This window comes from Fictibacillus sp. 23RED33 (assembly GCF_015903925.1).
Classification (GTDB): domain Bacteria; phylum Bacillota; class Bacilli; order Bacillales; family Fictibacillaceae; genus Fictibacillus; species Fictibacillus phosphorivorans.
Map to the genome: position 1 here is coordinate 1 of NZ_JACZDX010000014.1, position 24,605 is coordinate 24,605.

A 24,605-nucleotide genomic window follows, 5' to 3' on the forward strand; every position below is an offset into this window, starting at 1 on the left:
GATTTAAAACTGACGGAATTAATTCTTAATTCCTTACCTATTTCTTTTGTTCAGTTTTCAAAGAACTTTTTTCTTTTACCGCGTCACTCTCTTAAAGCAGCGACAAAAACTATCTTACCACATATCTTCTTTCGAAGCAACAACTTTTTTAAAAGTTTATGTTTGTTTTTGTCGAACGTTATGTAAGAAAAGCAACAACGTTTATTACTATATCAACGATACGGACGCCCGTCAACGCTTTTTTAAAGATTTTATTAAAAAACCTCTTTTCGTGTCGAAAAGAGGTTTGCTTTCTATAAGGAATGCTTCTCTAAAAGATCGTTTTTCGTCTTCCATACTTGAACGGAAAGATCGACAAAATACTCTTGTGGATTCAATCTTCGTAAGTGCTGCGGCCAGAACAAACCAAGCTGTTCCTGATGATAGCGCCGAATTTCTTCTAGGTTCGGAAGGTCATACACAAGCTTTCCTTCTATATAAACGGGCTGTAGCAGTTCTTCGGCAGTAAAGGAAGAAACCATTTTGCTTTTGTATGTGTGCACCGGATCAAATAGTTTAATATCTTTTTCTGGGAGCACTTCATCATCCATCGCAATGTAATCCGCTTCTGCTTTTCCGTTTGAGTTGATGATTCGGTAGACCTTTTTATATCCAGGTGTTGTGATTTTCTCTACATTAGATGAGATTTTGATCGTGGGTACAAATTCTCCGTTTTCATATTTAGCTACAACTTTATAAACGCCTCCGAGTGCAGGCTGATCTGATGCCGTAATAAGTTGCGTCCCAACTCCCCAAGAAGTGATTGTTGCACCTTGTGCTTTTAAATCTGAAATCACATCGTCATCCAAGTCATTACTTGCTACGATTCCCACATCCGTTAGACCTGCTTTATCTAACATTTTCCGAGCCTGAATGGATAGGTATGCTAAATCACCACTATCCAACCGGATACCCTTGAGTGATTTCCCCGCTTCCTTCATCTTTAATCCAATTTTTATCGCGTTTGGTACTCCGCTTTTTAACGTATTGTACGTATCTACAAGTAAAACGCTTTGATTAGGCAGAGCTTCTGCAAACCGTTCAAACGCCTCTTCTTCTGAATCATGATCTTGAACCCACGCATGTGCATGCGTTCCTTTAGTAGGAATACCGAATAGTTTTCCGGCGCGCATGTTCGATGTGGCATCAAAGCCTGCAATGTATGCTGCACGTGCACCCCATATTGCAGCATCTGCTTCCTGGGCGCGGCGAGTTCCAAACTCCATCAACTGATCATCAGGAGTGACATACCGAATTCGAGCCGCTTTCGTTGCGATCAATGTTTGATAGTTCATGAAATTAAGCAGCGCTGTTTCCAACAAGTGCGCTTCAAACACACGGCACTTAATGCGAATTAACGGCTCATTCGGAAAAACGACCGTTCCTTCTTTTACCGAAAATAGCTCTCCCGAAAAGGTGAAGTTCTTTAACTCCTCTAAGAAAAGTTCCTCATATTCTTCTTCTTGTGTTCTTAAATAGTCGATATCTTCCTCATTAAAATGAAGATGCTCCAAATAACGAATGATTCGCTCAAGTCCCGCGAACACCGCATACCCGCTTTTAAACGGATTTTTTCGGAAAAAGGCTTCAAATACTCGAATGTTGTTATGCGTTCCGTTTTTCCAATGGGCGTACATCATATTAATTTGATACTTATCTGTATGTAATGCTAAATCTTCATAGCTCATGTATGAGTCCCGCCTTTCTCTCTCTTCATTTTTCTCTATTTGTGTGGTTGTTAAACATAGTAAAAAGCCCGATAACCTAGAAGATCATCGGGCTACTTCTTATTCTGAGATGGAAAGACGCTTTTCAATCTCTTTTACTCCATTTTGATCGACAACGTAATCACCCATAAATTTCTCGCCATTTACGCCGTATACTTCTAAGTTTGATTTCCACTGATTATCCGCTGGACTAACACTCAAAACCACTTCGTATTCCTTAACATCCTTCAATTTGTTCATGCTTGAAGGTTTTTCAATGATTAATTTGTATGATCCGTCGGGATTAACATTAGTCACATCCGATAATCCTGAGACAATATAATTCGGAATATCCAAGCTCCCTTTCAATCTTGTACCCTCTAACAGATTTGACTTTCCTTCTATATAAAGATACTTATCATCTTTTTGAATGTCGGGTTCATCTAATCGAATTGTAGGAGCACCGTAATCTTCAGGCTTTTCCCATTCAGGCTTCTTTATTTTAGCAGAAGCATTCGATTCATCCTGAGGAATTTCAAGGGTTAAAAGTGTGATGTTCTGCTGCATATCTGATTCTTCTTGCAACCTGACAAACGGACCTTTCAATTTTTCACCGTTTTCTCCATAGTGATCTTTGATTGGTTGATTGTCGGAATGAGGATCAAACTCTATTTTAACTTCAATTAAACCTTCAGAGCTTTTTGGTATTTTTAAATCTGTTTCAAAAGTACCGTCTTCACTAACCTGTATTCGATCTGAACCACCAATTAAAGTATCTTCTACACTATCCATCGTAACTAATAGGTTAGAGTTTGAAATAAGATTCGTTTGACCTTTAACCGTAATCAGCTTCCCTTTACGATCTGCCTCTCCTTCAAACCATACTTCATATTCACCTTGGTCTTTAGGTGCTTTTGCTTTTTTATCTGTGACCTTAACAGATTCTTTTTCACTTTTACTCTCTTGTTCTTGCTTTTCTTTATTACCGCTTGTTGATTCGTTACTACTACACCCCGAAACCATTAGGGCAATGCTTGTAGTTATGAATAAAAACTTTAATTTAGTCAAGATTCAATCCCCTATTCTACTCTGGCATCTTCCGCGTATTCATCAATGAGTTTTAGTACTCTGTCTGTTTCTTGATTCAATTCTTCTTGTCTAGCATCATGTTTTTGAGAGGCATATTCTTTAAGAGTTTTATTTCTTTCCGAAATGAGATCGTCTAACTTCTCCAATTCCTCTTTAGACAACTTTTCTTTTTTATATAATTCCATTTTCACGCTTCGTAGCAACCCAAATTCATCTATAAGGCTATCCAAAATCTTTGAATACACTTTTCTCATAGAATGACCCTTACCCGAACTACTCCAATTTACGCTTGATGAATCCATCGATGAACTCCAGTTGATACTGGCATCATGCATCGCTTCAGACCAGTTGGAATCCACTTCATCAAACAATTCTTTTTGAGAAGAAACCGATTGGAATTCACCTCCACCTGCTTCTGCTACTGCTTTTAGCTGTTGTTGGCTTTCGTTATCTACATCAAAGCCAATAATGTTTACTTCTGCCTTGATGTTCGACTCGTGTAACTTTTTCGCCGCTTCTACAGGATTTCCGTCACATGTCTCAATTCCATCACTCACGATGTAAATGACGTTATTTCCCTCTTTTCCTTGTAGATCCTTTTCAGCCGCTTCAATGGAAGCTGCGAGCGGTGTCCAACCGGTTGGCTTGAATTTAGAGAGAGATTGTCGGAAAGTTCCTTCATTATATGCGCCTAAAGGGTACATAACTTCCGTACTTTCACATGAGACCTTCTTGTCTTTATCAGCGTTACTTCCTTTATGTCCATAGACGCGCAGCATGACGTTCGCGTCATCAGGCAATCCACCTGCAAACTTCTTCAACGCTTCTTTTGCCGCCGTCATTTTATCCGTTCCTGAAACCTTTCCTGCCATACTACCGCTTGCATCTAAAAGAATGGCAACATTAAGAGGACCTTCCTTCTTCTCCTCTCCGTCTTCACTTTCTTCTTGATACTTCTCATACGCCTCTACTTCTTCAAACGAAATGTCAAAGTCCTCTAACTCCTGAAACCCAGGCTGATGATTGGCAGCGAATCCAGCAACAATTCGGTTAAAGGCTTCCTCAGCCTTCATACCTTTAGGATAGTTCTTTGTGATTTTGTTAATCTCTTTATCAAGAGCATCACCTTCAAGATCTTTTACCTTTTCGTTATACTTACCTGCACCCTGTTTCACCATCTCTTCAGGATCAGTAGGCGCTTTTTCAACCGTCTCTTTTTTGGGTTCTTTTTTCTTTTCATCAGTATCCGATGCTGTTTTTTCGGTTGAGCATGCGGTTAATAGAAGAAGTAGAACGATAAAAATGACAGCAAATAAATTACTAGATTTGTTCATTTAATAACAAATTCCCTTCTTAGTAGTTTCTCTTATACCTTTTTTTCAAGGCCATGGGTATTAAACCCTTGCATAGTTGCATAACCAGCTTATAAAGATAATCTTTTAGCCAAAGATAGGACCAGACTTTTGATACCTTTTTTAATTTCTAAGCTGTGACAATAATGTTTTTTCGAACAAAATATCATTTTTGTCATCCGTATTTCGGTCTAATGCTTCTTGCCAATTAGAACGCTCGAAAAAAGGAATTTGATTACCTTGAGGATCTTTTTCAAATTCTATTAAACTTTTTCTTAATCCAGATTGATATTTTTCTTCCGTTAAAAATTTGAATACATCTTCCGCTTTTGCTGCTGTTTTTCTTTCATTACCACTTAGAGTCTTCAAAACTGTACTAAGTTCTTTAGAAATACGGACAAATTGTTTTTTTGCCACTATCTGAATATATAGATGCTTATACTGAAGAAGCGTAAATTCTTTCATTAACAATGTAATATTGTCTAATACAACTTGATCTAATATGGCTTCTTTCATCATATTATTAAAGATTTTCATAGCTTCTGGCCGTATTTCTTTAATTCTTTTATAACCGTTATCTAATTCTTGAATATTTTTAATAGCAGTCTCAATGTCATCTTTACTTGTTGTAACAAACGGTTTAATTTCATTTAAAAGATTTATCGTATCTTTTAAAATCGCTGTCGGTTTATTACTTTCTGCTTGTCCTTGTTCATAAAGACCAAACATATACGAGTTAAATGCAATAAACATTCTATACGGAGGAATTGCTTCATCTCTGGAGGCGACATCTCCATCCTCACGTAAAACTAAATAACCTTTTGTACTACCTAATTTGTTATAGGCCGCTACGCGAAAACGAGAGTCATTACAAATAACTGTATACTTTGCTATATCTATTTTTTCTAGGAAGCGTTTATACTGTTTAAAATTTGCTTCTATTGACATAATTCATCTCCTAAAGATTTGAAAGGGTCTTTGGCGAATTCGTAGGTATTTTTGTTACTTTTGTTCACCTAGCAATCAGAGTTGCTTCTATACGAGGCAAGTCCTTTGCCCCCTAACCATTAAACAATTAGTTTCTTAACATAGACAAAGCTTCAATTTCAAAGTCTTTATTGCTCCTCTTGTTTGTGATCTCAATAAACTTAGCTTCCCAATCGTTGGATTGGTCATAAAAAACCATCTTATTTCCTTGTTCATCTACCTCAAACTGTTTTAAGTTTTCATAGATATCATCTATATATTTTTTCCCACTTAGAAAACTGAAGATATCTAATGCTTTTTTTATATTCTCTTTATCTTTCCCACTACTGTTATAGTTTTTTAATTCTTGAGTTAATGCAGTAAAATCTTCTTTCATGCTAAGTTGTAAGTATAGATTCTTATATTGTTGAATAGAAAATTCATTCATTAGATAGTCTACTTTATCTACATTTGATTTCTCTAACTCTCCTAGTTTAATCACTTCATCATATAATTTTAGTGCATCATCATGTAATGTCTTAAATCTTAAAAATCCATTATCTAGATTTGTAATTTTTGAAACAGCATTATTCACGTGAATTGAGTTAGATTGTACAAAAGGTTTAATTTTTTCTAATAAATTTATAGTGTCTTTAAATACTGCTGTAGGTTTATTCATTTCCTCTCTACCTTGATAAACAATGCCTGTGAGATATGAATTAAATTTTAAGAATAAGTAATAAGGGTCTATGGCTTCATCTCTTCGGCATTCCGTCCCATTGGCTTGTAATGCTAGATATCCTTTTGCCTTGCCAAATTTATTGTATACGCAAAATTTATAGAAACTATCATGAATAACAACATTGTATTTTGCTATTTCAATAGTCTCTAAGAACCGCTTATGTTTTTTAAAATTTGCTTCAATAGCCATGACTCATCTCCTTAACAAGTAAGTACTTTCCCTTGAAGCATTATTCTCCATGCACATTATTAAAAATCTTTATAAAATTTGAAATAGAAAACCAAACTTAACGGTGCGACTAGCCGTATATTAATAGATATAGAAGAACATAAACACGTCTCCATCGTTTTTATTTTTTGGATAAGTGCAAATAACCACACTAAACTAATTAGATGGATTTCTTAAAGTGTTTAAAGCTGCTAGAGCATCTTCGGATTGCTCAATAATTACATCTTTGGATATCATAATTTTGATACTCTCCATTTCATCCGATCCAATGGTTTGACTTGTTCTCATGTGGTTTTTATATGGAAAAAGTTGGATAATAATAGGAATTAACTTTAAATTATAAGAAAACTTTTTAGTCCAAATATATTTAAACACCCGAGCTCTATCTTCTTCTGTTTCTAACTGCACTTCATTCTGTTTAAAAGCAGACCTAACCATACTTTCATTGTATTTACGCATTTGTATACAGTCATCCATTGTGACAAGTTCTAAATCATTCGTTTTTGAAGCCAACTCAAAACTTTTTCCTACTACAAACTCTATATTTTTCTGTTCTTTAATAATCTCATCTGCACATTCTTTGAAATTGGTAAGGCTCTTAATAACCTCTTGTGGTGCTTGTTGATGAATAGTTGAAGAAAGTTTCGTTAAAATTCGGCACAGCTTTTGATAGCGTTGTAAAGTACCACTTTCAACCCATTCAAGTCCAAATTCAGTAATGTTTTCAAATGAAGTGTTATAAACCAATCCGTATACAAAAGCTTTTTTTACTTGATTAATAGGTAAAACCGCTCCATCTTCTCTTACTATTAACTGTCCTCGTTTAGTTGAGAATTTAAAATAATAGTATCTATCGCCTTCAATATCTAGTAAGGAAGGAAAAACATGAATTTGTTTATTATTCTCCTGAAATCCTTTGGCAATATTTAATATATGGTCCGGCAAACTCTTAATTGTTATCATTAATTCTTAAAATTCCACCTCTTTTTTGGTATGTGTTTTCTGAAACTCTGCTGGTTTTGGATCAAAGTATTCCATGGTGAACTTTGGAACGAACTTGTTGTTCTGCAGATAACCTGATCCCCATGTTGGATCCATCGTTAACCAGCGTCCGTCCACCTTTGTCTCTACCCACGCATGATTCTGCCCAGCAAACCCTGTTACCATCTGCGCTGCCATACCACTTGCACGTAAAAGAGCAATCGCTAAATACGCAAAGTCCTGACAAACGCCTTCTTTTTCGTCCAACGTTTTTAACGCACTGTCATCAAACTCAAACGTTCGATTGTTTAGCTTGCCTACATCATAGCTCACGTTTTTTGCGACATACTCGTATACTGCTAGTGCTTTTTCTTTATCAGTCTTTTTATTTTTCGTTAGTTGCGCTGCTAATTTCTTAATCTCAGGAGCATCCGACTGAATACCTCTAGATGGCAAGGTGAATCTTTGATCACTCGTGTTTGTATTCTCAACCGCGAAATTTGCTACACCAACAAAGTACTGCATATATCCGTTCGTTTTTTGGAATTCTGGTGCCATTAAAGACACTTCGTATTTCCCAGGTCCAAAACGGAGGAAAAACTCTCCCTCAAACTTATTGTTTTTAACTGGAATCGCGTACATCGCTTTTAGGTCGTCTTTCTCTGTCTGAACAAAAACGACATTCGTCTTGTTTGCATCCTCACCTTTTGGATCAATTCTTCCTTTAATCTTGTATGTCAGATCCGCTTTTTCACCGCCTACTTCTGGGGACTCAAGTTTGAAGCCTTTTTCCTCATAAGCAGAGGAATACTTCACAGGTTCAAAGGATTCACTAGATAAATTTTTTACATATAAGTGAGCCGCATCTGTAAAAAAGTCGGTTGATCCTTCTTTAGGCGTCATGATCTGTACCTCATGAACACCCGCACCATAATAAAGAGGGATTTTATGTGCGAACTTTCCATTCTCAACCGGAATCATAATTTTAGTAGATTCACTTTCTTTCTTAAGCTCAACCATAAGCTGTTCAACACTAGAATCAGCAACCTCACCCTCTAGCTCAAAAGACCCATCTCTTTCCATATACCCATTTATGGAATTTTTTAACTTTAAATCATTTTGAAATGCGTTCTTCGTATAAGCAATATCTCTCTTAATCTCAGGGTTTACGTTCTCTACATCAAATGAGGCAATATCATAATAGTAATCTTCAGCCGAATCGCTCGGTACACTCACTTTGACAGAATAATTTCCCTTCCCATTAAACAGCTGAATCTTCTGTTCAAACTTGCCTTCCTTCAAAGGAGCGTAATAGCTGAAGTCGCGACCGTTCGGCCCATCTTCATCACTTCTTACTTTGATCCATACATGGTCTGACTTGAAACTGTTATACTTTTTCGCCTTACCTTTAATAAGTACAGTCGAGTTTGCCGTAAACTCTTTGTACTTAGGGCTCGATAACGTCGCTTCCACTTCTTCTGCGTATGGAAGAAGTTCTAACTTCTCTAATTTATCCTCATTGTTCGCTTTTTCAGCAAGTGTCGTGTACTTGTCTTTTTTCTCTTCTTGTTCAGGTTTGGCAGATGGGTTTTGGTCTGATGTACAGGCGGTTAGTGTCAAAACCATGAGAAGCAGAAGAGAATTGGTTAGTTTGTTTTTCATTTGTTGCACTCCTTTGTTAAATATTTTTACCTAATACGTTTCATACTTTCTTCTTTTCTTTCAAGAAGTCCCAAATGGTTACTTCTAACACTCGGAAGCGCGACAGCAATGGGTACCAAACCATAAAAAAGGGAGGTATAACCTTGTTTAAAAAGGTAAAAGGAAATTGGTCCTATTGCTCCGTAAAATATAATAAAGAGATACAGATAGTTCTTTCTCCATCTATCTACTTTGCTTATCACTTCTCACACTCCTATTTAATTTCTTCTATTTTGTAGTTAAAAAGAAAAGAGATGGGATTTCCATCTCTTTTGCAAATCCTATAGTGTAATAAATATTACGAATTTAGGTTGAAATAGTTTCTAATTACGTAACTTGGCATCAAACCTGCAAATTAATTCCTTAGCATGGTGAGGATATCATTTTTAAAGTTGTTTTCCATCTTTTCATTGATATTTGAATTAAGCTTCTCTTTCCAATGTTCATGATCTTCGGTATAAAAAGAGGTTTGTTTTCCATGAATATTTGTTTCAAATTCAATTATACTTTTCTTTAAATTGGTCTGGTATTCATCTTCAACCAAATACCTTAACAATTTTTGCATTTCCTTAATTTGTTTTTTTACCTGGTTATCTTTAATATCCTTATTGCTTATCTCATTAAGAATGGATGTGTATGTTTCTTTCAATCCAATCTGCAGATATAGGTGTTCATATTGTCTTTCAGTAAATTCCGTCATTAAATCAGAAATTCGATTTGTAATTTTTTTATCTAATGTGCTCTTTGCCTTTACTTCATTATTAAATACTCGTTTAACCTCTTCGTAAATTCCTCTTAATCTGTTAAATCCTTTATCCAATTTCTCTAACACAGAAATAGCATGTGTTACCTCATCTTTAATTCTATGGTTCTTGGTTAAAGAAAACTGCAAAAGTTTTATAGTTTCTTGAAATGCCCCTGTAGGTTTATTTTTCTCTTCTAATCCAACAGTTGTAAAACTAAGCATATATGAATTAAATACCATAAACATTCTAAAAGGCTGTATTGATTGATCTCTTGCACATACACTTCCATCTTTATTTAAAATTAAGTACCCTTTTGTTTGTCCAAATCTTAAATAACCTATTACACTATAATATTTATCTTCACAAGCAATTAAATAGTTCGTCTTATCAATTGTCTCGAGAAATTTTTTGTGTTTTTTCACGTTATTTTCTATCGTTATTTCCTCTCCTTTAAAAAAATCCTATTTCCTAATTATATTTTGCTCCTTTTCACGAATATTGTTTATATGATTTTTCTTCATCATAGGCAGACCTAAAGCGATACCCAACATGGCATACGGAAACCCTTCACTTCCACCTAACCACATGAAGAGATTGTAAGGAACATAAATCCCATAAATAAAGATGTACATCATCATATAAAAACGACGCCATTTCTTTTCACTTTTTGACATCAAATTCCTCCTAGCTAATCTTCTAATTAAGGTTATATTTCTCGTTTATATCCCTCTTCATTTGTTCAAACGTTTTTTCGTTCATGGAATTCAAATAATTTTCTACTTCTAGACCTGATTTCTCAATAAACTCATTTAATTTCTCTTCTTTTTCTTCTAGAATTTCTCTTTGATCTCTCGTTATATAATCCTCATTCGAAAGATAGGTAATTGAGCCGCTAATATTAATAGATAGCTTTCTTTTTTTACTGTCCCATTCATTAGTAAAACCAAGAGCCTCAAAATAACGCTCTACTTTTATGGCATCCGCTTCTCTAAGAGAATCTTTCTTCCACTGTTCCCAACGTTTTGCTATTTCTTCAACTCGCTCAAATTCTTTTTTTAACTGAGTTTGATCGTTAATATCTGTATAGATTCCACCAGCTGCGGCAGCTACGTCTTTTAACTGTTTTTGCCCTTTCCCATCAACATTAAAGCCGATAACGTTAACGATCGGAGAAATATTAGAATCTACTAATTTCTTAGCTGCTGTAACAGGATCACCCTCACATGTTTCAATACCGTCACTCACTAGAAATACAATATTGTTATTCTTATCTGCTGGATATTTCGCTAAATCTTTTTGTGCCTCTTCTAACGCTAATGTGATTGGCGTCCATCCTTTAGGCTGAAATTGATTCAGCGCTTTATCAAACTCAGCCGCATTATAAGATGCTATAGGATACACTAGATCTGAGCTTTCGCAAGACAGTTTTTTATCCGAGTCCGATCCACTCCCTTTATGGCCATATACTCGCAATCCCACGTTCGCTTTATCAGGTAAAGATTGTACGAAGTTATCAATAGCTTCTTTGGCTAATTCCATTTGAGTTTTACCTTTCACCTTCTTAGCCATAGAACCGCTTGCATCTAATATAATTTCCACATTATAATTTTCTTTAAATTGAAATTTAGGGTCTTCAATTTCCGGGCTACCGAACGAATACAACTTCCACTTGTCAACAAGAGTAGCCGGATCTGTAAAGCCATTCCAATAGAGGGCTACAAGGTTATTGAAATACAAATCTAAGGTCTCGTCACTTGCGTTCTCATCCAGTTTAGGCATGTATTTTAAAAGCTCTTCTTTTACACCACTTGTAGTATCATATACTTCTTTTCCAGCAAATTTTCCATTTGGATATGCAAAAACCTCATTAATAGAAGTAGGAGCTGGGGGAATTTCCTTTTTTAATTTACTATCAGATTCTACCTTTTCGGGTTTACTTTCTTTTTTCGTTTCTTGCTTAACTTCCTTTTTTGAGTCTGCAGGTTCATTTACTTCTTCTGAGTTGGCGCATGCCGTAAATAGGATGAGTAAAAGTAGAAAATAAGACAACATATGCGTATTTCTAGACCTCATGGAATATTCCACCTTATTTTTTTATAAAAAAAGAGATGTATTAACATCTCTTTTTAGATACTTTCTTCTTCTTTTCGTTCAATCGTTCGTAAATGATTTCGTCTAATAGTAGGAAGTGCAACAGCAACTGGAACCAATGCATAAAAAAAGGAAGTATTCCCTTGTGTATAAAAATAGTAAGCAATTGGCCAAATTATTATATAAAATACAATAAAGAGATATAGATAATTCTTTTTCCATTTCAATAAGTTACTAGCCACAGCCACTAATCCACCCCTTCTTTAATAAATGGCCTTTCTTCTGAAATCTCCAATATTTCTGGAATGAATTTCATCGTCGCTACCATGTATCCATTCATGATATAAATAAGAAATTGAGAATATAAAGAAAGGAAGAATTACTGCATTTCCTAACATAATAAATAAATTTAATACAATAAATGAATTACTTGTAAAAAGAGCTAAAAAATACGAAACATAACTAATTAAAAAATCCAAAACCATAAAGATTAAAATCAGCATAAACAATCTTGTGAAATTCTGCTTTGCAAATCTTATAGATTGTTTAACAGCTTTCCACCATGTCTTATTTTCAATAACTGTTGCTTGAGGTATAGCAATCAGAAATACCATTAATATAATGCCTGGAACAATAAATAAAATTGCTCCTGCTAGTATAATAACTGCACAGATAATACTTAGTAGGTAGATCATAAAACCTTTTTGAAGTGATAATCCATATATGTGTCCAACTCTATACTCTTCATCTTGAATATCTAACTGAAATAAAGAAATAAAGGGTAATTGTATTAAAGAAAAAGTTATAACAGTAAAAAACAACTGAACCATCGTTTCCCACAAACGAATTTCAAAAATAGAAAACGGTAAAGCAATAAGGTTTGTGAAAAAAGTAAATAGTACTTGCAAAGGGATTATTATGGTAAATCCAAGTAAAATAATTTTCTTTATATTTAACTTGTACATATATAATGATTTTAAAATTATATTTTTCAACTTTACACCTACGTTCTTGGGTTTTTATACTGAGCTAACACTTCCCCTACATTCGGATGTTCTTCTAGAGGTACGTCTTCAGACCAAACATAATCCATATCTAACACTTCTTTTCCTATACTAGACTCACTACTTATCATAAATTTCTTAAATGGACTGAGTTGAAGATTGTAAAAGGCTAACTTAGGATCTTTAAGAAACGATTGATTGGATAAAAAATCAAATATTTTTTGACGGTCCTCTTCGGTTTCAATTTGAATAGTATTCTGCTGATGTGCTGCTCTCACCATTTTAAGAGTTAAAGAACGTAGCTCATTAAAATCTTCTTTGGTAACTATTCCGCTCTTATTGGTTGATTGTACTTTTTCTATACCGTTTTTTACAGCTTGTTCAATTTCTATTTGAAGAGATATTATAGTTCTTGCTGTATAGATAAATTGATCTATGGATTGCAAAATACTTTCATCGTTTGAAGCATTAGTTAGTTCATCTTTTATATTTAAAAGAATTTTCTCTAATTTCATATAATTTTTCTTTGTTTTCGCTTTAACCCATTTTCGGCCATTTAAAATACTTAAAAGACCAACATAATAACTATTTGCCAATAAAGCCACATATTTAATTTCTTCCAATGATTTAATTTGCCCATCTTCATCAATAATTAACTTCTCTGCTGAGGGATTGAATGTAAAGTAGTAGTATTTTTTGTTATCAACAAGAAACGCCGAAGGATATACATCAGGCTTTTCCTTTTGTTTATTAAATTCATTTAAAGATTGATCAATTCTTGAAGGTAATGTATTTATTGATAACATATTATCTCCTAACTAAACCATCCGGCAATTTCTCCAGTAACTTTAGATACTCCTTTTACAATTCCCTTTCCAGCTTTCACCGCTGTTCCAACAGGATCTTTGATTGCTTTAACTATCGTTTTACGATGCTCATAAATTTTAGAACCTGCCCATAAAGCGCCTCCAACAACAGCTAAACCTGTAGCGACAGGTGCTCCAAATCCAGTAGCGGAAGCAATAACCGCTCCAGACATTAAAGTTTCTCCTAAAGCACCAATACCCTCCGCAATTTTCCCTTTAGAAAAACTATTCACCATTTCAGTACCAGATATCCCTACATTAACAACAGCAAATGGTAATGCAATTTTACCAAGAAAAGTTGTTTTGTTAATCTCCATTGGCTTTGAAACATCACTTATAAAGCTACCAAAGTTTTTAACTTTATTTAGATTAGATGCTTGATTAAACGACAAATTATTGACCGTTTTCATTAATTCATAACTTGACTTAATCTCAGTGGGTGTTTTCAAAAAATTTGAAACAGCTTTATAATTATCGTAACCAGTCATGGAGTCTAGAGCAAATTTTGCAGCTTGGCCTGCTTCAGTATCTGTATCAACCATTTCACCTAAAGCTGCTCTTAACGCTTTATTACTAAAATCAGAAAAGTTTGCCTTTCTCCAATCAATTTGGCTAAAATCATTTGCACCATCTGCTGCTCCAGTCTCAAGACCACTCATGATAAAATCTTTCAAAACCCATTTCCCAGACTTATATAGGGGACTATCTGTAAAGGAATCGTTTTTAGAATTATTGTCCGATGATGCTGAATTACCACCTTCAACCTCTTGGGGATTTTCCGAAGTATTTCCTTCTTCATCAGTAGGAACATCGCTATTCTCTGGACTTGTTCCTGGTTTTGTATTTGGATTCACATTTCCATTGTCAGGGTTTGCCCATGGACTATTAGGGTCAATCCCATCCCCACTTCCAGGTTTTAGAGGACTCCCTGGAATGATTGGAGAACCTGGTTGAATTGAAGACCCGGGGGTTATAGGTGTACCTGGCTGTATAGATTCACCAGGTATAATTGGGCTACCGGGAGTAATTGCTGAACCAGGTGTAATAGGCTTTCCGGGTGTAATAGGCTTTCCAGGTGTAATAGATTCACCAGCTAAAGCAATAAGAGGAAATGTATGTAAAATCAATATCGTAAATGCTGTTATAGCGGCAAACTTCGAAACCAATCTTTTTATTCTCACTCTTCCCACCTCCTGTTAATTAAAAATCTAAGGGTATTTCTCGGTCACTCCAACCGTTTAAATACTTTACAAAAGGTACTTCTGGGCCTTGCCCGGTTTTACTTATTTCTTTTAAACTCTTTTCAAAAAAACCTTGAAAGCTTGTAAGTTTTGAATCAGCCTCAGCATCAACCTCAATACGTTCATCGGAATTAAAATATTTTATGGAGGCATTGTTATCTTTTGCACCATTACTTATAATATTTTGGCTAGCTACAGATTGTATGGCAAAGATTGTGTCTGTTTTTTCTAAATGACTTTTCACTAAATCATGTAATTCTTTATTCTGAGGAATTTCTTCACTTAAAACTTCATTTATTGCAATAATCTGCGCTTCAGAATCTGTTATATTTGCATCTGATGAACGAATTTCTAGCTTTCTCTTTTCTATAATATCTTTTAAAGATTTTAGTCCATGACTTGCAAAAAATAGAGGGCCATGTATAGGATGACTATCAAAATCACTAACAGCTTCATTCACAGCATCATAGACTACATCCGTAGCTGCCAAACTCGCATGTTCTGCTGCATTTGTTGCTTGTTCGCTGGCAAAAAAAACCTTTGAAATATTAATGACAAAGAAAAATAGCAGAGCAGTTAGACCTAAAAGCCAAATTAAATAAAACGTTGCATTCCCACGTTCATTATTCATAACTAATCACTCTGCTATCTGTTGATAATTCGAAAGGGATCCAAAAAAAGTCTTTACTTCTCCATTCATCGGGTATGAAAACTAATCCCAATTCTACATTTATGGTAGCTGTGAAATCACCATTAGTATCTACAGGTGAAAAATTGACAGATTGAAAGTTTACTAATTTTCCACCACCAACAATTTGACTTGCTTGATTAACAGCTTCATCTTGTGTCCCACCTGTTGAAATTACTTTTGCAGCTTCGTTCATTGCCGACTGAGTAGATAACACTGCGTACCCAAATGCAACAGCCTGCCATAAGAGCATTAATAGTAAGAAGTAAAAAGGTAATATTCCTAAAAATTCAAAGGATATTGCTCCTTTTTGATTATTCTTTTTTTGAATTAAAGCGAAAGTTTTTTTCATTTATTGCAGCCCCTAGATCTTCATCCTATTTAGGTTTGTTCTCTTCTGCTAACTTCTCCAATTCCTTTTGCGCATCTTCTAAGTTACCTTCATTTATTGAATCCAATTGTTTTTCAATATCTTGTCTATATTTTTTCATTGTTTCAAAACGGTCAATACGTTTATTGTCTAAATATCTCCAGCTTTTTTTACTAATTTCCCCTTCATCTCTTAAATGTCTGATAGTATACCTGTAATTGTTATTTTCTCTTATATATGCTTCTGCAAAATCATTTGAAAAATAGAGGATATCAAACTTCTGATCAATGAATTGGCTTTTTGCATCTCGATCAGCACTTTCTTTCCAATCATTCCAAAGCTCAGCTATTTGCTTAGCTTTATCTAACTCCTGGTTTAATTGTTCAGCATTGTTTACAGAAGCATAAGTTCCTTTAGATGCTTTTGCAATATCCATTAATTGTTTTTGACCTTTACTATCGATATCAAAACCTAGAATATTAACGATTGGCTCAATATTAGAATTGGCTATGGATTGACCAGCTTTAACTGGATCATCATCACATGTTGCAATGCCATCACTAACTAGATAAATAATATTTGTATTTGTTGCACTATCAAAAGTACTTAAATCTTTTTTAGCTTCATTTAATGCTAATGCAATAGGAGTCCAACCAGCAGGTTTAAATTTATTTAAAGAATTACTAAAATCCGCATCGTCAAATTTTTGCAAGGAATAAACCAACTCAGAGCTACCACAAGATAATGCTTTATCACTGTCGTTGCCGCTACCTTTATGGCCGTAGACTCTTAATGCTACATTTGCGTTACTAGGTAGTTTAGAAGCAAACTCTTTAATAGAATCTTTTGCAAGCTCCATTTTGGTTTTATTTCCTATCTTAGCAGCCATACTTCCACTTGCATCTAAAATGATCTCAACATTTAAATTTTCTTTAAAATGATATCTTTCATCATCAAGTTCGGGATTTCCAAAAGACTGTAGTTTTATTCCTTCAAGCACTTGATCTGGACTTGGATAATCTTCGTGATATAAAGAGACCATTTTTGCCCAGTATTGATCTAACATCTCTTCGTTTGTAGTATCATCTAATTTCGGAAAGTCTTTGAAGGTTTCTAATACTCGATTCTTATCAGTATCATTTGCTCTAAAATCTAACCCAGCAAATTGACCTGTTGGATAAATCAATATTTCCTCTAAATTCCCTGAAGGTTTGGAAGCATCACTTATACTATTAAAATCTCCCTTACTTGAATCATCTTCAGCTTTATCATCATTTGAAACAGATGATTCTTTTGTTTGCTTAATCTGACCCTTACTTTCATCATTTGAACATGCCACTAATGATATTGTTAATAATAAGATTATTACCGCGATGATGAAAATATTATTTGGTTTCATAGCTGTCTAAAGACTCCCTCCATTTAGTTAACAGGCAAGTGAAGAAAAACATCTTCACTTGCCTGGTTATGTTTATTTACCTCCAACTTGATCTTCAATAGAGCTTATGATCCCTTCCAATACAGCCTCAATACGGCCTTTACCAGCTCCACCTAAGAAAGTTGATGCTATGCCTACTACCATTATTAATAATGCTGCAATTCCAAGCCACTCCAAAGATTGAGCACCTTTTTGATTTTTTAAAGCCTCTTGAACTCTTAAATAAAGTGCAATACTTAACTTTTGCATAATAATTTCCTCCTAGTTGTTTTTTATATTTACTTTTAAGCAAAAAACTTAAAAGTTGAAACTATGTTTACTTTTGAAAAACTCCTAATATGTTGTTATCTCCCATGAACATGTTCATGATCATCAATCCACCAATTAAGAATATTGCAGTTGGCATGACTATGAAAGTTGTAATTAGTGTTATCTTTGGAGAAGCTTTAGCCGCTTTTTCTTTTACTTGTTCTTGCCTTATTGTTCGCATGTCCTCTGCTTGAATTTTAAAAGTCGTAGCAACTGGCACACCTAGAGTCATCCCTTGAATAAGCGACTTAATTAACGTTTGAAATTCCGGGTTATCATTTCTAGCTAGTAAATTTCGATACGCTTTTTCACGTTCAACGCCTAAATCAATTTCCTGATTAAAACGGCCAAATTCTTCTCGCAAAGGACCTGAAAAAAATTTAACTACTTCTCTTAATGCCTGATCTAATCCTATTCCAGCTTGTAAGCTAACACTTACAGTATCCAAAAAATCAGGCAAGTCATACCTTAGGTTATCTTGTCTTTGCTTTGCTTTTTGTTTTAACCAGATAATCGGCATGAAGTAACCCCCAACAGGTAATAGAACTATGCCAAAGTTCGATAATGGTAGACCTAGTAGTAATGAAGTTGTACCTATACCAAATCCAATCAAGGCAAATACTATTTTTAACCCTTGAAATCTTTCAACTGTTAAATCAAGCGGATAACTAGATTTTTTTAACCAATCTTCTACTTCATGTGATTCACTAAATAAGTCAATTCTTTGACCAATTGCAGAAAAATCATCAGCTTGTTTAGTTAATTTCTTTATTACTTTTACTAACACTGTATCTTTCTTTCTTAGATGTTGTTCTTCATAAAAAATAGATTCTTTAATATGTGTTTGTATTAAAGCTTTTTTATTTCTAAATTGATACCAACTATATAGGCCAATAATTAGAAATAGCCAACAAAATAAAATTGCTAATAAAATGAGAGTATCCATAATTACACCTTTATATTTGTTACTTTTCTAACAAGAATAAAAGTAATGCCTGTCCCTATAATAAAAATTGTCCCAAGTATAATACCAGGAATACTAGAAAGTGGTTCGAGAAATCCATCAACTATTTGATTCATAATAAGCAATAACAATATGGGTAAAGCTGGCACAAAATATGAAATATATCTTTGTTCAGCAGTCATTGTTTTAATCGTTTGATTTAGTATTTTTCTTTCTTCTAAAGTGTTAGCCATCTCATCAAGTATCGAAAAAAGATTACCGCCTGATTTTTTCTGAATTAATAATGTCGCAATAAATAATTGAAATTCTCTCGAGGGAATTCTATCCTGCAAATCACGCATAGCTTTGTCAAAATCAACACCCAGCCTAAGTTCACTTGCAACTCTTGAAAATTCCTCTCTAGCAGGAGAAGCAGCCTCTCTAGCTATCATTTCTATACCCTGATTAATAGTCATTCCGGCTCTGGCGGAGTTTCCTAATAAGCGACACACTTCAGAAAGTTGACTGTTCAACCGTTCGTAATAACGATTTTGTCTTATTAAAAATAATAGCCAATAGGTAAGACCTGCAGTAAATATTCCTAATAGAAAACTAATAAGCAAAGGTACATCAAATAAGTTTGTAAATATTACCGTTATTCCTAAACAACCAACAATTAGAGCTCCAAGTAACTCTGATGCAGTTAACGAAACACTAGCTTTTTGCAATTTATCATTCAATGGTTTAGCCAGATCTGTCTGATCAAATTTGTTTCCCCAAACAACAATCTTGCTTTTTCTTTTTTGAGTTGGAAAATACTTCGAGACCTTTTGTCTCCAATCTTTTTTGTGTGATCTAAATCCTAAATATTGATAGAAGCCGATGATAAAAAGAATAACAGAAAAACTAAACAGAATAGACGGTATCATTCGACATAACCTCCTTTGGCCAAAACAGAGATTCATCAATATTTATTCCAAACACCTTAAGCCTTTCTAAACACTTAGGTACATTTCCTGTTGGCGTGAAATATCCTAGTACCTTACCGTTTTCACCCATGCCAGTTCGATTAAATTTAAAAATTTCTTTCATCTGAACCTTTTCGTTTTCATCTTTAAATACTTCTGCAATAGATACAATCTTACGTTTACCATCAGACAAACGCTCACCTTGAACGATAAAATCCAGAGCTCCTACAATATATTCTCTTATGACTTCAGAAGGTAAATCCATTCCGGACATGATAACCATACCTTCAACACGACTTAGAGCATCGAATGGTGAATTAGCATGGACGGTCGTCATTGATCCTTCATGACCTGTATTCATGGCTTGGAGCATATCAAAAGCCTCGGATCCCCTAACCTCACCTACAATTATTCGATCTGGACGCATACGCAGAGCATTTTTAACTAGTTGCCTAATGGTAATCTCACCTGAACCTTCAACGTTTGGAGGTCTTGCTTCCATTCCTACTACACTTGCTCTATCAAGTTTGAGTTCTGCAGAATCCTCGATTGTTATAACACGTTCTGAAGGGGGTATTGCTCTTGCAAGCGCATTAAGAAGTGTAGTTTTTCCACTTCCAGTACCTCCAGAAATTAAGACATTTAATTTTGCTTTAATAATTGCTTGTAAAAAAGTAGACATCGACTCATCCATAGAATGAAAATCAATCAAATCTTCCATCTTAAATGGGTCTTTTCTAAATTTTCGAATTGAAACCAAAGTACCATTTAAACTTACCGGAGGAATAACAGCATTTACACGACTTCCATCATGAAGTCTAGCATCAACCATTGGAGAACTCTCATCAATTCTTCGACCGAGTGGAGCAACAACTCTATCTACAATGTGCCTCACATGATTTTCATCTTTAAATTGAATATTGGTTTTTTTTAATTGTCCGTTCTTCTCGATAAATATTTCCTTATGTCCATTAATAAGAATCTCCGTAATATCTGGATCATTTAATAACGGTTCCAAAGGTCCAAAACCTACTGATTCATCTATTAATCTAATAAGCAAAGCTTCTTTATCATGCCTTGGAATAATAACCTTCTCTTCAGACATGAATGAACTTACAAGCTTTTCAATTGATAGCCTCATTTCTCCTCTACTTAAACTTGTAAGTTGTTCTAGATTAGTCTCATGTAATAAACGCCCTTTATAATGTTCGACAAGCTTGTCAATATATGGGTTAGAATAAGTGTTGTTTATATTGGTTTTTTTTAGAGAAGGTAAATCCTTTTCACGGTTAAAAATCGACATATTTTACCTCCTTCCTTATTTTTGAAAATTAATTTAGATTTGATAAAACCCATTTTTTAATATCTTTAGCAGGTTGAGATAGCTTCTTTTCATTAGGAACTTTTTGAAGTGGCAAACCTTTATTAATTAAAGGTTGAACTGTTTTTTTGTCATAACGTATATCTGTTATGACCGGTGCAGTTACAAGGTCCTTAATATCTGTTACGGATATCTCATTTTCTTTACCGGTTTTATTTACAATAATTTGGAGCCTTTCATTTACATCTATTCCAAGCCTTTGGAACAATTGTTCTGCATCTTTAAATGCTCTTAAAGAAGGTGTATCTAAATTTAATATATAATTAATAACATCAGATTCTTCTAGGGCAATATACGTTTTGTCGTCAATATATGAAGGAAGATCTAAAATCACAAAATCATAATTTCTTCTACATGCTCGAATTAATTTAGCTATAAAGTCCTGTGTTATTCCTTCCGCTGTTTCTGCATCTTTAGGGCTTAAAAGAATTTCTAGCTTTGAATGATTTTCCTTTTCACTAACATTTTGTATATGAGATTCAGTTAGCTCTTCTATAACTGGAGTTAAATCAATTAGTGAACGTGTGCTTTCAATACTAAGATAAGTTTCGATCCCTCCAAATTGAAGATTAAGATCTATCAAGAGCACCTGTGCAGTTGATTCTAATTTAAGTGTCTGAGCGAAAGAAGATGCCACAAACGTTTTACCGCTACCTCCCTTTGCACTGTAAAAAGAGATGACTTGTCCCCTGCCTCTTTTAAATGAAGTGTTATGACTCTCTTGTACACCAGTTTCATTCGTTTCTAACCTCTTAATAATGGCTTGGAGTCTTTTCTCAAATAAAGAAATTTCATCTGGAATAACAAAATAGTCAACCGCTCCAGCGCGAATTACATCTCGCAATAAAATAAAGTCTTGTGTTTCTGTTAAAAACAGGATAGGTATTGAATTATCTGCATTAATACTTTGAACCAATTCAACAGTAGAATCATCTGTTTTTATGACGATAATAATATCAGGTGCTGATCTATCAAGTTCTTTAAAAACTTCATGAGAATTTACGGTATCTACTTTTATAAAATGTTCTGAAAGAAAATGAATCTGATCTGTTAACTCCGAATTATCACTAACAATTAATAACTTCCGATCTTGAAGCATTTTTCGTCCTCCATTGTATAACGATCTTTTCTAGTTTTTTACTGGCTGTTCTGCTGGCTTTGTTGGTTGTTGAGCAGGCTTATCTTTCGTCTCTTTAGTATTTGGAGCCTTTTGCTCTTGTTGAACTGGTGGAGCTTTAGGTGCTTCTTTACTAGGTTCATTTGCTTCAGGAGATTTGTTAACTGCTTGTCCAACATTAGCTTTTATTACACGAACACTATCAGAATAGTTTTGTATATGAACTAATTTAGATGTGTCTTCTATAGATACTTCTAGTGCCACTCCGTAAAACTGCTTTTTGTCTGTTCTATAAGCCCTACTTACCTTAACGTCTGACATAAAGATTTCAGTTTTCGGCTTACCTTCTAGTTGTTGAGAAACTATAATATCAACTCGATCAAGTGCCTCAACTTCTTCATCGAAACGAACTTTATCTGACGCATAAAGCATTACTAATCTGTTGTCCTCATTCAAAACACTGGAAGTTTGTTTTAACATGTTTTTTGTAATAATATCACCTTTGGTCAATGGTACCGTGGCAACCTTATCCACTAAGTCTTTCCGTTCTGTGATGTGAGAAGCTGTAATATACCTATTGGGTATTTCCTCAGTAGTTACGTCATCAGGAGTTAATAATTCACGGGATGGAACGTTTTCTTTTGCCACATAAATTTTTGTCATGCCACCTAAATCAGCATTAAGTTGTCGTACTTTTTGAAGTACTAAAAAACCTGCGATGAGTGCTAGAAGAATTGCTAGAGTTATAAAGATAAATGCTCGACGTTTTGACTCAATCATTGTTTCATATACCTACTTCCTACAAAAATGTACTTAAATCATAACTTTAATATAATTTGTCATATCTTCTGTTTTTTTCTATGCCAAAACTATCACATATTTTCCAAGAGCGTCAACCCCTCTAAATCCTTGGCTTATAAAGGTTTATAGCACTTATCCACAACCTTCTTACTATCCTCCTTCAAACTTCGACTCTTTTCGACAACCCTACAAAATAACTATACTAGGAATATAATCACAGTTATAATACATAAATAACCATTAATTCTAAAATTTAATTTCCACAAAATTTACATTCTAAAACCTAAAAAGCCCATATTGCAAGAGTTTCATACTTTTGAACTAAACATTAACTACTAGGAATAAAGACTTAAATCTTAAAAAGCCGCGTAAACATATGTTTACGCGGCTTTTTAAAACAAGTTTTAATTGTATTCACCAATTCCAACAGTATACTGGGTTCGCATATCATTACAAAATCTATTTAAGTTCGCCAATCCATTTCCACGAATACTCATCATAATATTTAGGTCCGGTGTATGAATCAATCATCATTTTCTCACCAGGCTTAAGTGTTATCTTTTCAGTTGTAATTTCCCCGACTTTTTCTTTATCATCTTTTACTGTTATAAGAACTTTTCCAGTAAAGGTTACTTTTTTATTAAAATTTGATACGTACACTTCATAATATTTCTTTTTATTAATACTATATGTTCTTACCGCTAAGTTTAAGTTTTTATAGCTTTCTTGATTGGAAACCCCGTTTTCTTTATAATTCATTTCCATTTCACTAAGTGCACTTTTCTCTCTCTGTTCATCCTTAAAATCAGTGTATACAAGTATTCCATTAAAAAAAATCATAACAAAAACAAAAATACTTATACCTAATATTTTTCCTTTTGTGTCCCCTATTTCATTTCTTTTCTTTTTATAGAATCCAATTCCAAATATTAACCCTAAGAAAATTGCTAAAAGGTTACAAAAAATAATTAACCACAATTGCATATTATACCTCCTACTCGGTATTAAAATCTTCTAACAAAAACATAATATTATTCTTACGCCAGTTCTAAACAAATAGTTTCTAACTCTTCAACTTAATATAGCATTAAAAAATCAACCCCAACAACTCTTCACTATAATAAAACGTCCCTAACGCGCCTACCGCTAAATATGGTCCGAACGGTATTGCGGTCTTTCGGTTATATTTCTTCGTTACTAATCCTACGATTGCGACTAATACCCCTACGATGGACGCGACCATCAGTGTTAGATATGCTCCTTGAAACCCGAGTACAAGACCTAATACGCCCATCAGCTTAATGTCTCCACCGCCGATTCCGCCTTTAGAGAGAACCGCTAACAATAACAAGAATAAGAATCCGAGCAGACTTCCAACGCCTGCATCTATCCAACCTCTTGGTTCAAAGATCACTTGTAAGGCTAGGAACCACACGAAAAATACGATCAGCACTTTGTCCGAGATAATAAAGTACAATAGGTCGGAAACGGTAATGATGGCGCATAATAAAACGAGTGAACAGGCTAACAACAATTCGATAGAGAAACCGAATTTTATGTATGAAAAACTATAAAGAGCACCAGTTGCGAGCTCCACCATCGTATATAAAAGGGGGATCCGCTTCTTACATGTTTTACACTTTGCGCCCGCAGTGAGATACGAAACGATGGGAAACAGCTCGTACCATTTTAGCTGTCTTTCGCAATGGTCACATTGTGAACGTTCTACCCCTACGATCTTCATTCCTTTTGGCAGACGATAGCCGATTACTCCGCCGAACGAGGCTAATACGGCTCCTACTACAAAAAACCAAACGCTCCACATTGCTTCCATTTCC

Annotated in this window: 25 protein-coding genes; all 25 read right to left on the bottom strand. The window is 34.5% G+C overall.

Annotated elements, in window-relative coordinates; genetic code table 11:
- Positions 1-293 precede the first annotated feature (293 nt).
- Positions 294-1,727, bottom strand: coding sequence for a nicotinate phosphoribosyltransferase (locus IHV09_RS21520; RefSeq protein ID WP_197265431.1), 1,434 nt, complete (start codon positions 1,725-1,727; stop codon positions 294-296).
- Positions 1,728-1,826: 99 nt separating this feature from the next.
- Complete coding sequence (locus tag IHV09_RS21525) at positions 1,827-2,813, bottom strand: hypothetical protein (RefSeq protein WP_197192258.1); 987 nt, start codon at positions 2,811-2,813, stop codon at positions 1,827-1,829.
- 11 nt (positions 2,814-2,824) lie between these two features.
- A complete protein-coding gene (locus IHV09_RS21530; RefSeq protein ID WP_197265432.1) occupies positions 2,825-4,168 on the bottom strand; it encodes a VWA domain-containing protein in 1,344 nt (447 codons plus the stop codon).
- 141 nt (positions 4,169-4,309) lie between these two features.
- Positions 4,310-5,134: a hypothetical protein gene (locus tag IHV09_RS21535; protein WP_197192256.1), complete on the bottom strand. Its 825-nt coding sequence runs from the start codon at positions 5,132-5,134 to the stop codon at positions 4,310-4,312.
- Between the two features lie 127 nt (positions 5,135-5,261).
- Positions 5,262-6,083, bottom strand: a complete 822-nt coding sequence (locus IHV09_RS21540; protein ID WP_197192255.1) for a hypothetical protein — start codon at positions 6,081-6,083, stop codon at positions 5,262-5,264.
- Positions 6,084-6,278: 195 nt separating this feature from the next.
- Positions 6,279-7,085 carry a hypothetical protein gene (locus tag IHV09_RS21545; RefSeq protein WP_197265433.1) on the bottom strand — a complete coding sequence of 269 codons (807 nt, stop codon included), beginning with the start codon at positions 7,083-7,085 and terminating at the stop codon, positions 6,279-6,281.
- Positions 7,086-7,091: 6 nt separating this feature from the next.
- Positions 7,092-8,765, bottom strand: a complete 1,674-nt coding sequence (locus IHV09_RS21550; protein ID WP_197192252.1) for a transglutaminase-like domain-containing protein — start codon at positions 8,763-8,765, stop codon at positions 7,092-7,094.
- A gap of 394 nt (positions 8,766-9,159) precedes the next feature.
- Positions 9,160-9,972: a hypothetical protein gene (locus IHV09_RS21555; RefSeq protein ID WP_197192251.1), complete on the bottom strand. Its 813-nt coding sequence runs from the start codon at positions 9,970-9,972 to the stop codon at positions 9,160-9,162.
- 39 nt (positions 9,973-10,011) lie between these two features.
- Positions 10,012-10,224 carry a hypothetical protein gene (locus IHV09_RS21560; RefSeq protein WP_197192250.1) on the bottom strand — a complete coding sequence of 71 codons (213 nt, stop codon included), beginning with the start codon at positions 10,222-10,224 and terminating at the stop codon, positions 10,012-10,014.
- 22 nt (positions 10,225-10,246) lie between these two features.
- Positions 10,247-11,623 carry a VWA domain-containing protein gene (locus tag IHV09_RS21565; protein WP_197192249.1) on the bottom strand — a complete coding sequence of 459 codons (1,377 nt, stop codon included), beginning with the start codon at positions 11,621-11,623 and terminating at the stop codon, positions 10,247-10,249.
- A gap of 53 nt (positions 11,624-11,676) precedes the next feature.
- Positions 11,677-11,883: a hypothetical protein gene (locus tag IHV09_RS21570; RefSeq protein WP_197192248.1), complete on the bottom strand. Its 207-nt coding sequence runs from the start codon at positions 11,881-11,883 to the stop codon at positions 11,677-11,679.
- A gap of 21 nt (positions 11,884-11,904) precedes the next feature.
- The gene (locus IHV09_RS21575; RefSeq protein WP_197192247.1) at positions 11,905-12,636 is read right to left on the bottom strand and encodes a hypothetical protein; all 732 of its coding nucleotides are present in this window, start codon (positions 12,634-12,636) and stop codon (positions 11,905-11,907) included.
- Between the two features lie 8 nt (positions 12,637-12,644).
- Positions 12,645-13,451 (bottom strand): hypothetical protein, encoded by an 807-nt coding sequence (locus IHV09_RS21580; RefSeq protein ID WP_197192246.1) that lies wholly within the window; start codon positions 13,449-13,451, stop codon positions 12,645-12,647.
- A gap of 8 nt (positions 13,452-13,459) precedes the next feature.
- Positions 13,460-14,692 (bottom strand): hypothetical protein, encoded by a 1,233-nt coding sequence (locus IHV09_RS21585; RefSeq protein ID WP_197265434.1) that lies wholly within the window; start codon positions 14,690-14,692, stop codon positions 13,460-13,462.
- Positions 14,693-14,711: 19 nt separating this feature from the next.
- Entirely contained in the window at positions 14,712-15,383 is a 672-nt protein-coding gene (locus tag IHV09_RS21590; RefSeq protein WP_197192244.1) for a Tad domain-containing protein, read from the bottom strand.
- Complete coding sequence (locus IHV09_RS21595; protein ID WP_197192243.1) at positions 15,376-15,792, bottom strand: TadE/TadG family type IV pilus assembly protein; 417 nt, start codon at positions 15,790-15,792, stop codon at positions 15,376-15,378. The genes IHV09_RS21590 and IHV09_RS21595 overlap by 8 nt, the downstream gene beginning before the upstream one ends.
- Before the next feature lie 25 nt (positions 15,793-15,817).
- Positions 15,818-17,209: a VWA domain-containing protein gene (locus IHV09_RS21600; RefSeq protein WP_197265435.1), complete on the bottom strand. Its 1,392-nt coding sequence runs from the start codon at positions 17,207-17,209 to the stop codon at positions 15,818-15,820.
- A gap of 72 nt (positions 17,210-17,281) precedes the next feature.
- The gene (locus tag IHV09_RS21605; protein ID WP_197192241.1) at positions 17,282-17,497 is read right to left on the bottom strand and encodes a hypothetical protein; all 216 of its coding nucleotides are present in this window, start codon (positions 17,495-17,497) and stop codon (positions 17,282-17,284) included.
- A 67-nt stretch (positions 17,498-17,564) separates the two neighbouring features.
- Positions 17,565-18,503 (bottom strand): type II secretion system F family protein, encoded by a 939-nt coding sequence (locus tag IHV09_RS21610; RefSeq protein WP_197192240.1) that lies wholly within the window; start codon positions 18,501-18,503, stop codon positions 17,565-17,567.
- A gap of 2 nt (positions 18,504-18,505) precedes the next feature.
- Positions 18,506-19,429: a type II secretion system F family protein gene (locus tag IHV09_RS21615; protein ID WP_197265436.1), complete on the bottom strand. Its 924-nt coding sequence runs from the start codon at positions 19,427-19,429 to the stop codon at positions 18,506-18,508.
- The gene (locus IHV09_RS21620; RefSeq protein ID WP_197192238.1) at positions 19,407-20,771 is read right to left on the bottom strand and encodes a CpaF family protein; all 1,365 of its coding nucleotides are present in this window, start codon (positions 20,769-20,771) and stop codon (positions 19,407-19,409) included. The genes IHV09_RS21615 and IHV09_RS21620 overlap by 23 nt, the downstream gene beginning before the upstream one ends.
- 28 nt (positions 20,772-20,799) lie before the next feature.
- Positions 20,800-21,948, bottom strand: coding sequence for an AAA family ATPase (locus IHV09_RS21625; RefSeq protein ID WP_197192237.1), 1,149 nt, complete (start codon positions 21,946-21,948; stop codon positions 20,800-20,802).
- A 30-nt stretch (positions 21,949-21,978) separates the two neighbouring features.
- Entirely contained in the window at positions 21,979-22,746 is a 768-nt protein-coding gene (cpaB, locus tag IHV09_RS21630; RefSeq protein ID WP_197192236.1) for a Flp pilus assembly protein CpaB, read from the bottom strand.
- A gap of 480 nt (positions 22,747-23,226) precedes the next feature.
- Complete coding sequence (locus IHV09_RS21635; protein WP_197192235.1) at positions 23,227-23,751, bottom strand: hypothetical protein; 525 nt, start codon at positions 23,749-23,751, stop codon at positions 23,227-23,229.
- 103 nt (positions 23,752-23,854) lie between these two features.
- Positions 23,855-24,601, bottom strand: coding sequence for a prepilin peptidase (locus tag IHV09_RS21640; RefSeq protein WP_197265437.1), 747 nt, complete (start codon positions 24,599-24,601; stop codon positions 23,855-23,857).
- Between the last annotated feature and the right edge of the window lie 4 nt (positions 24,602-24,605).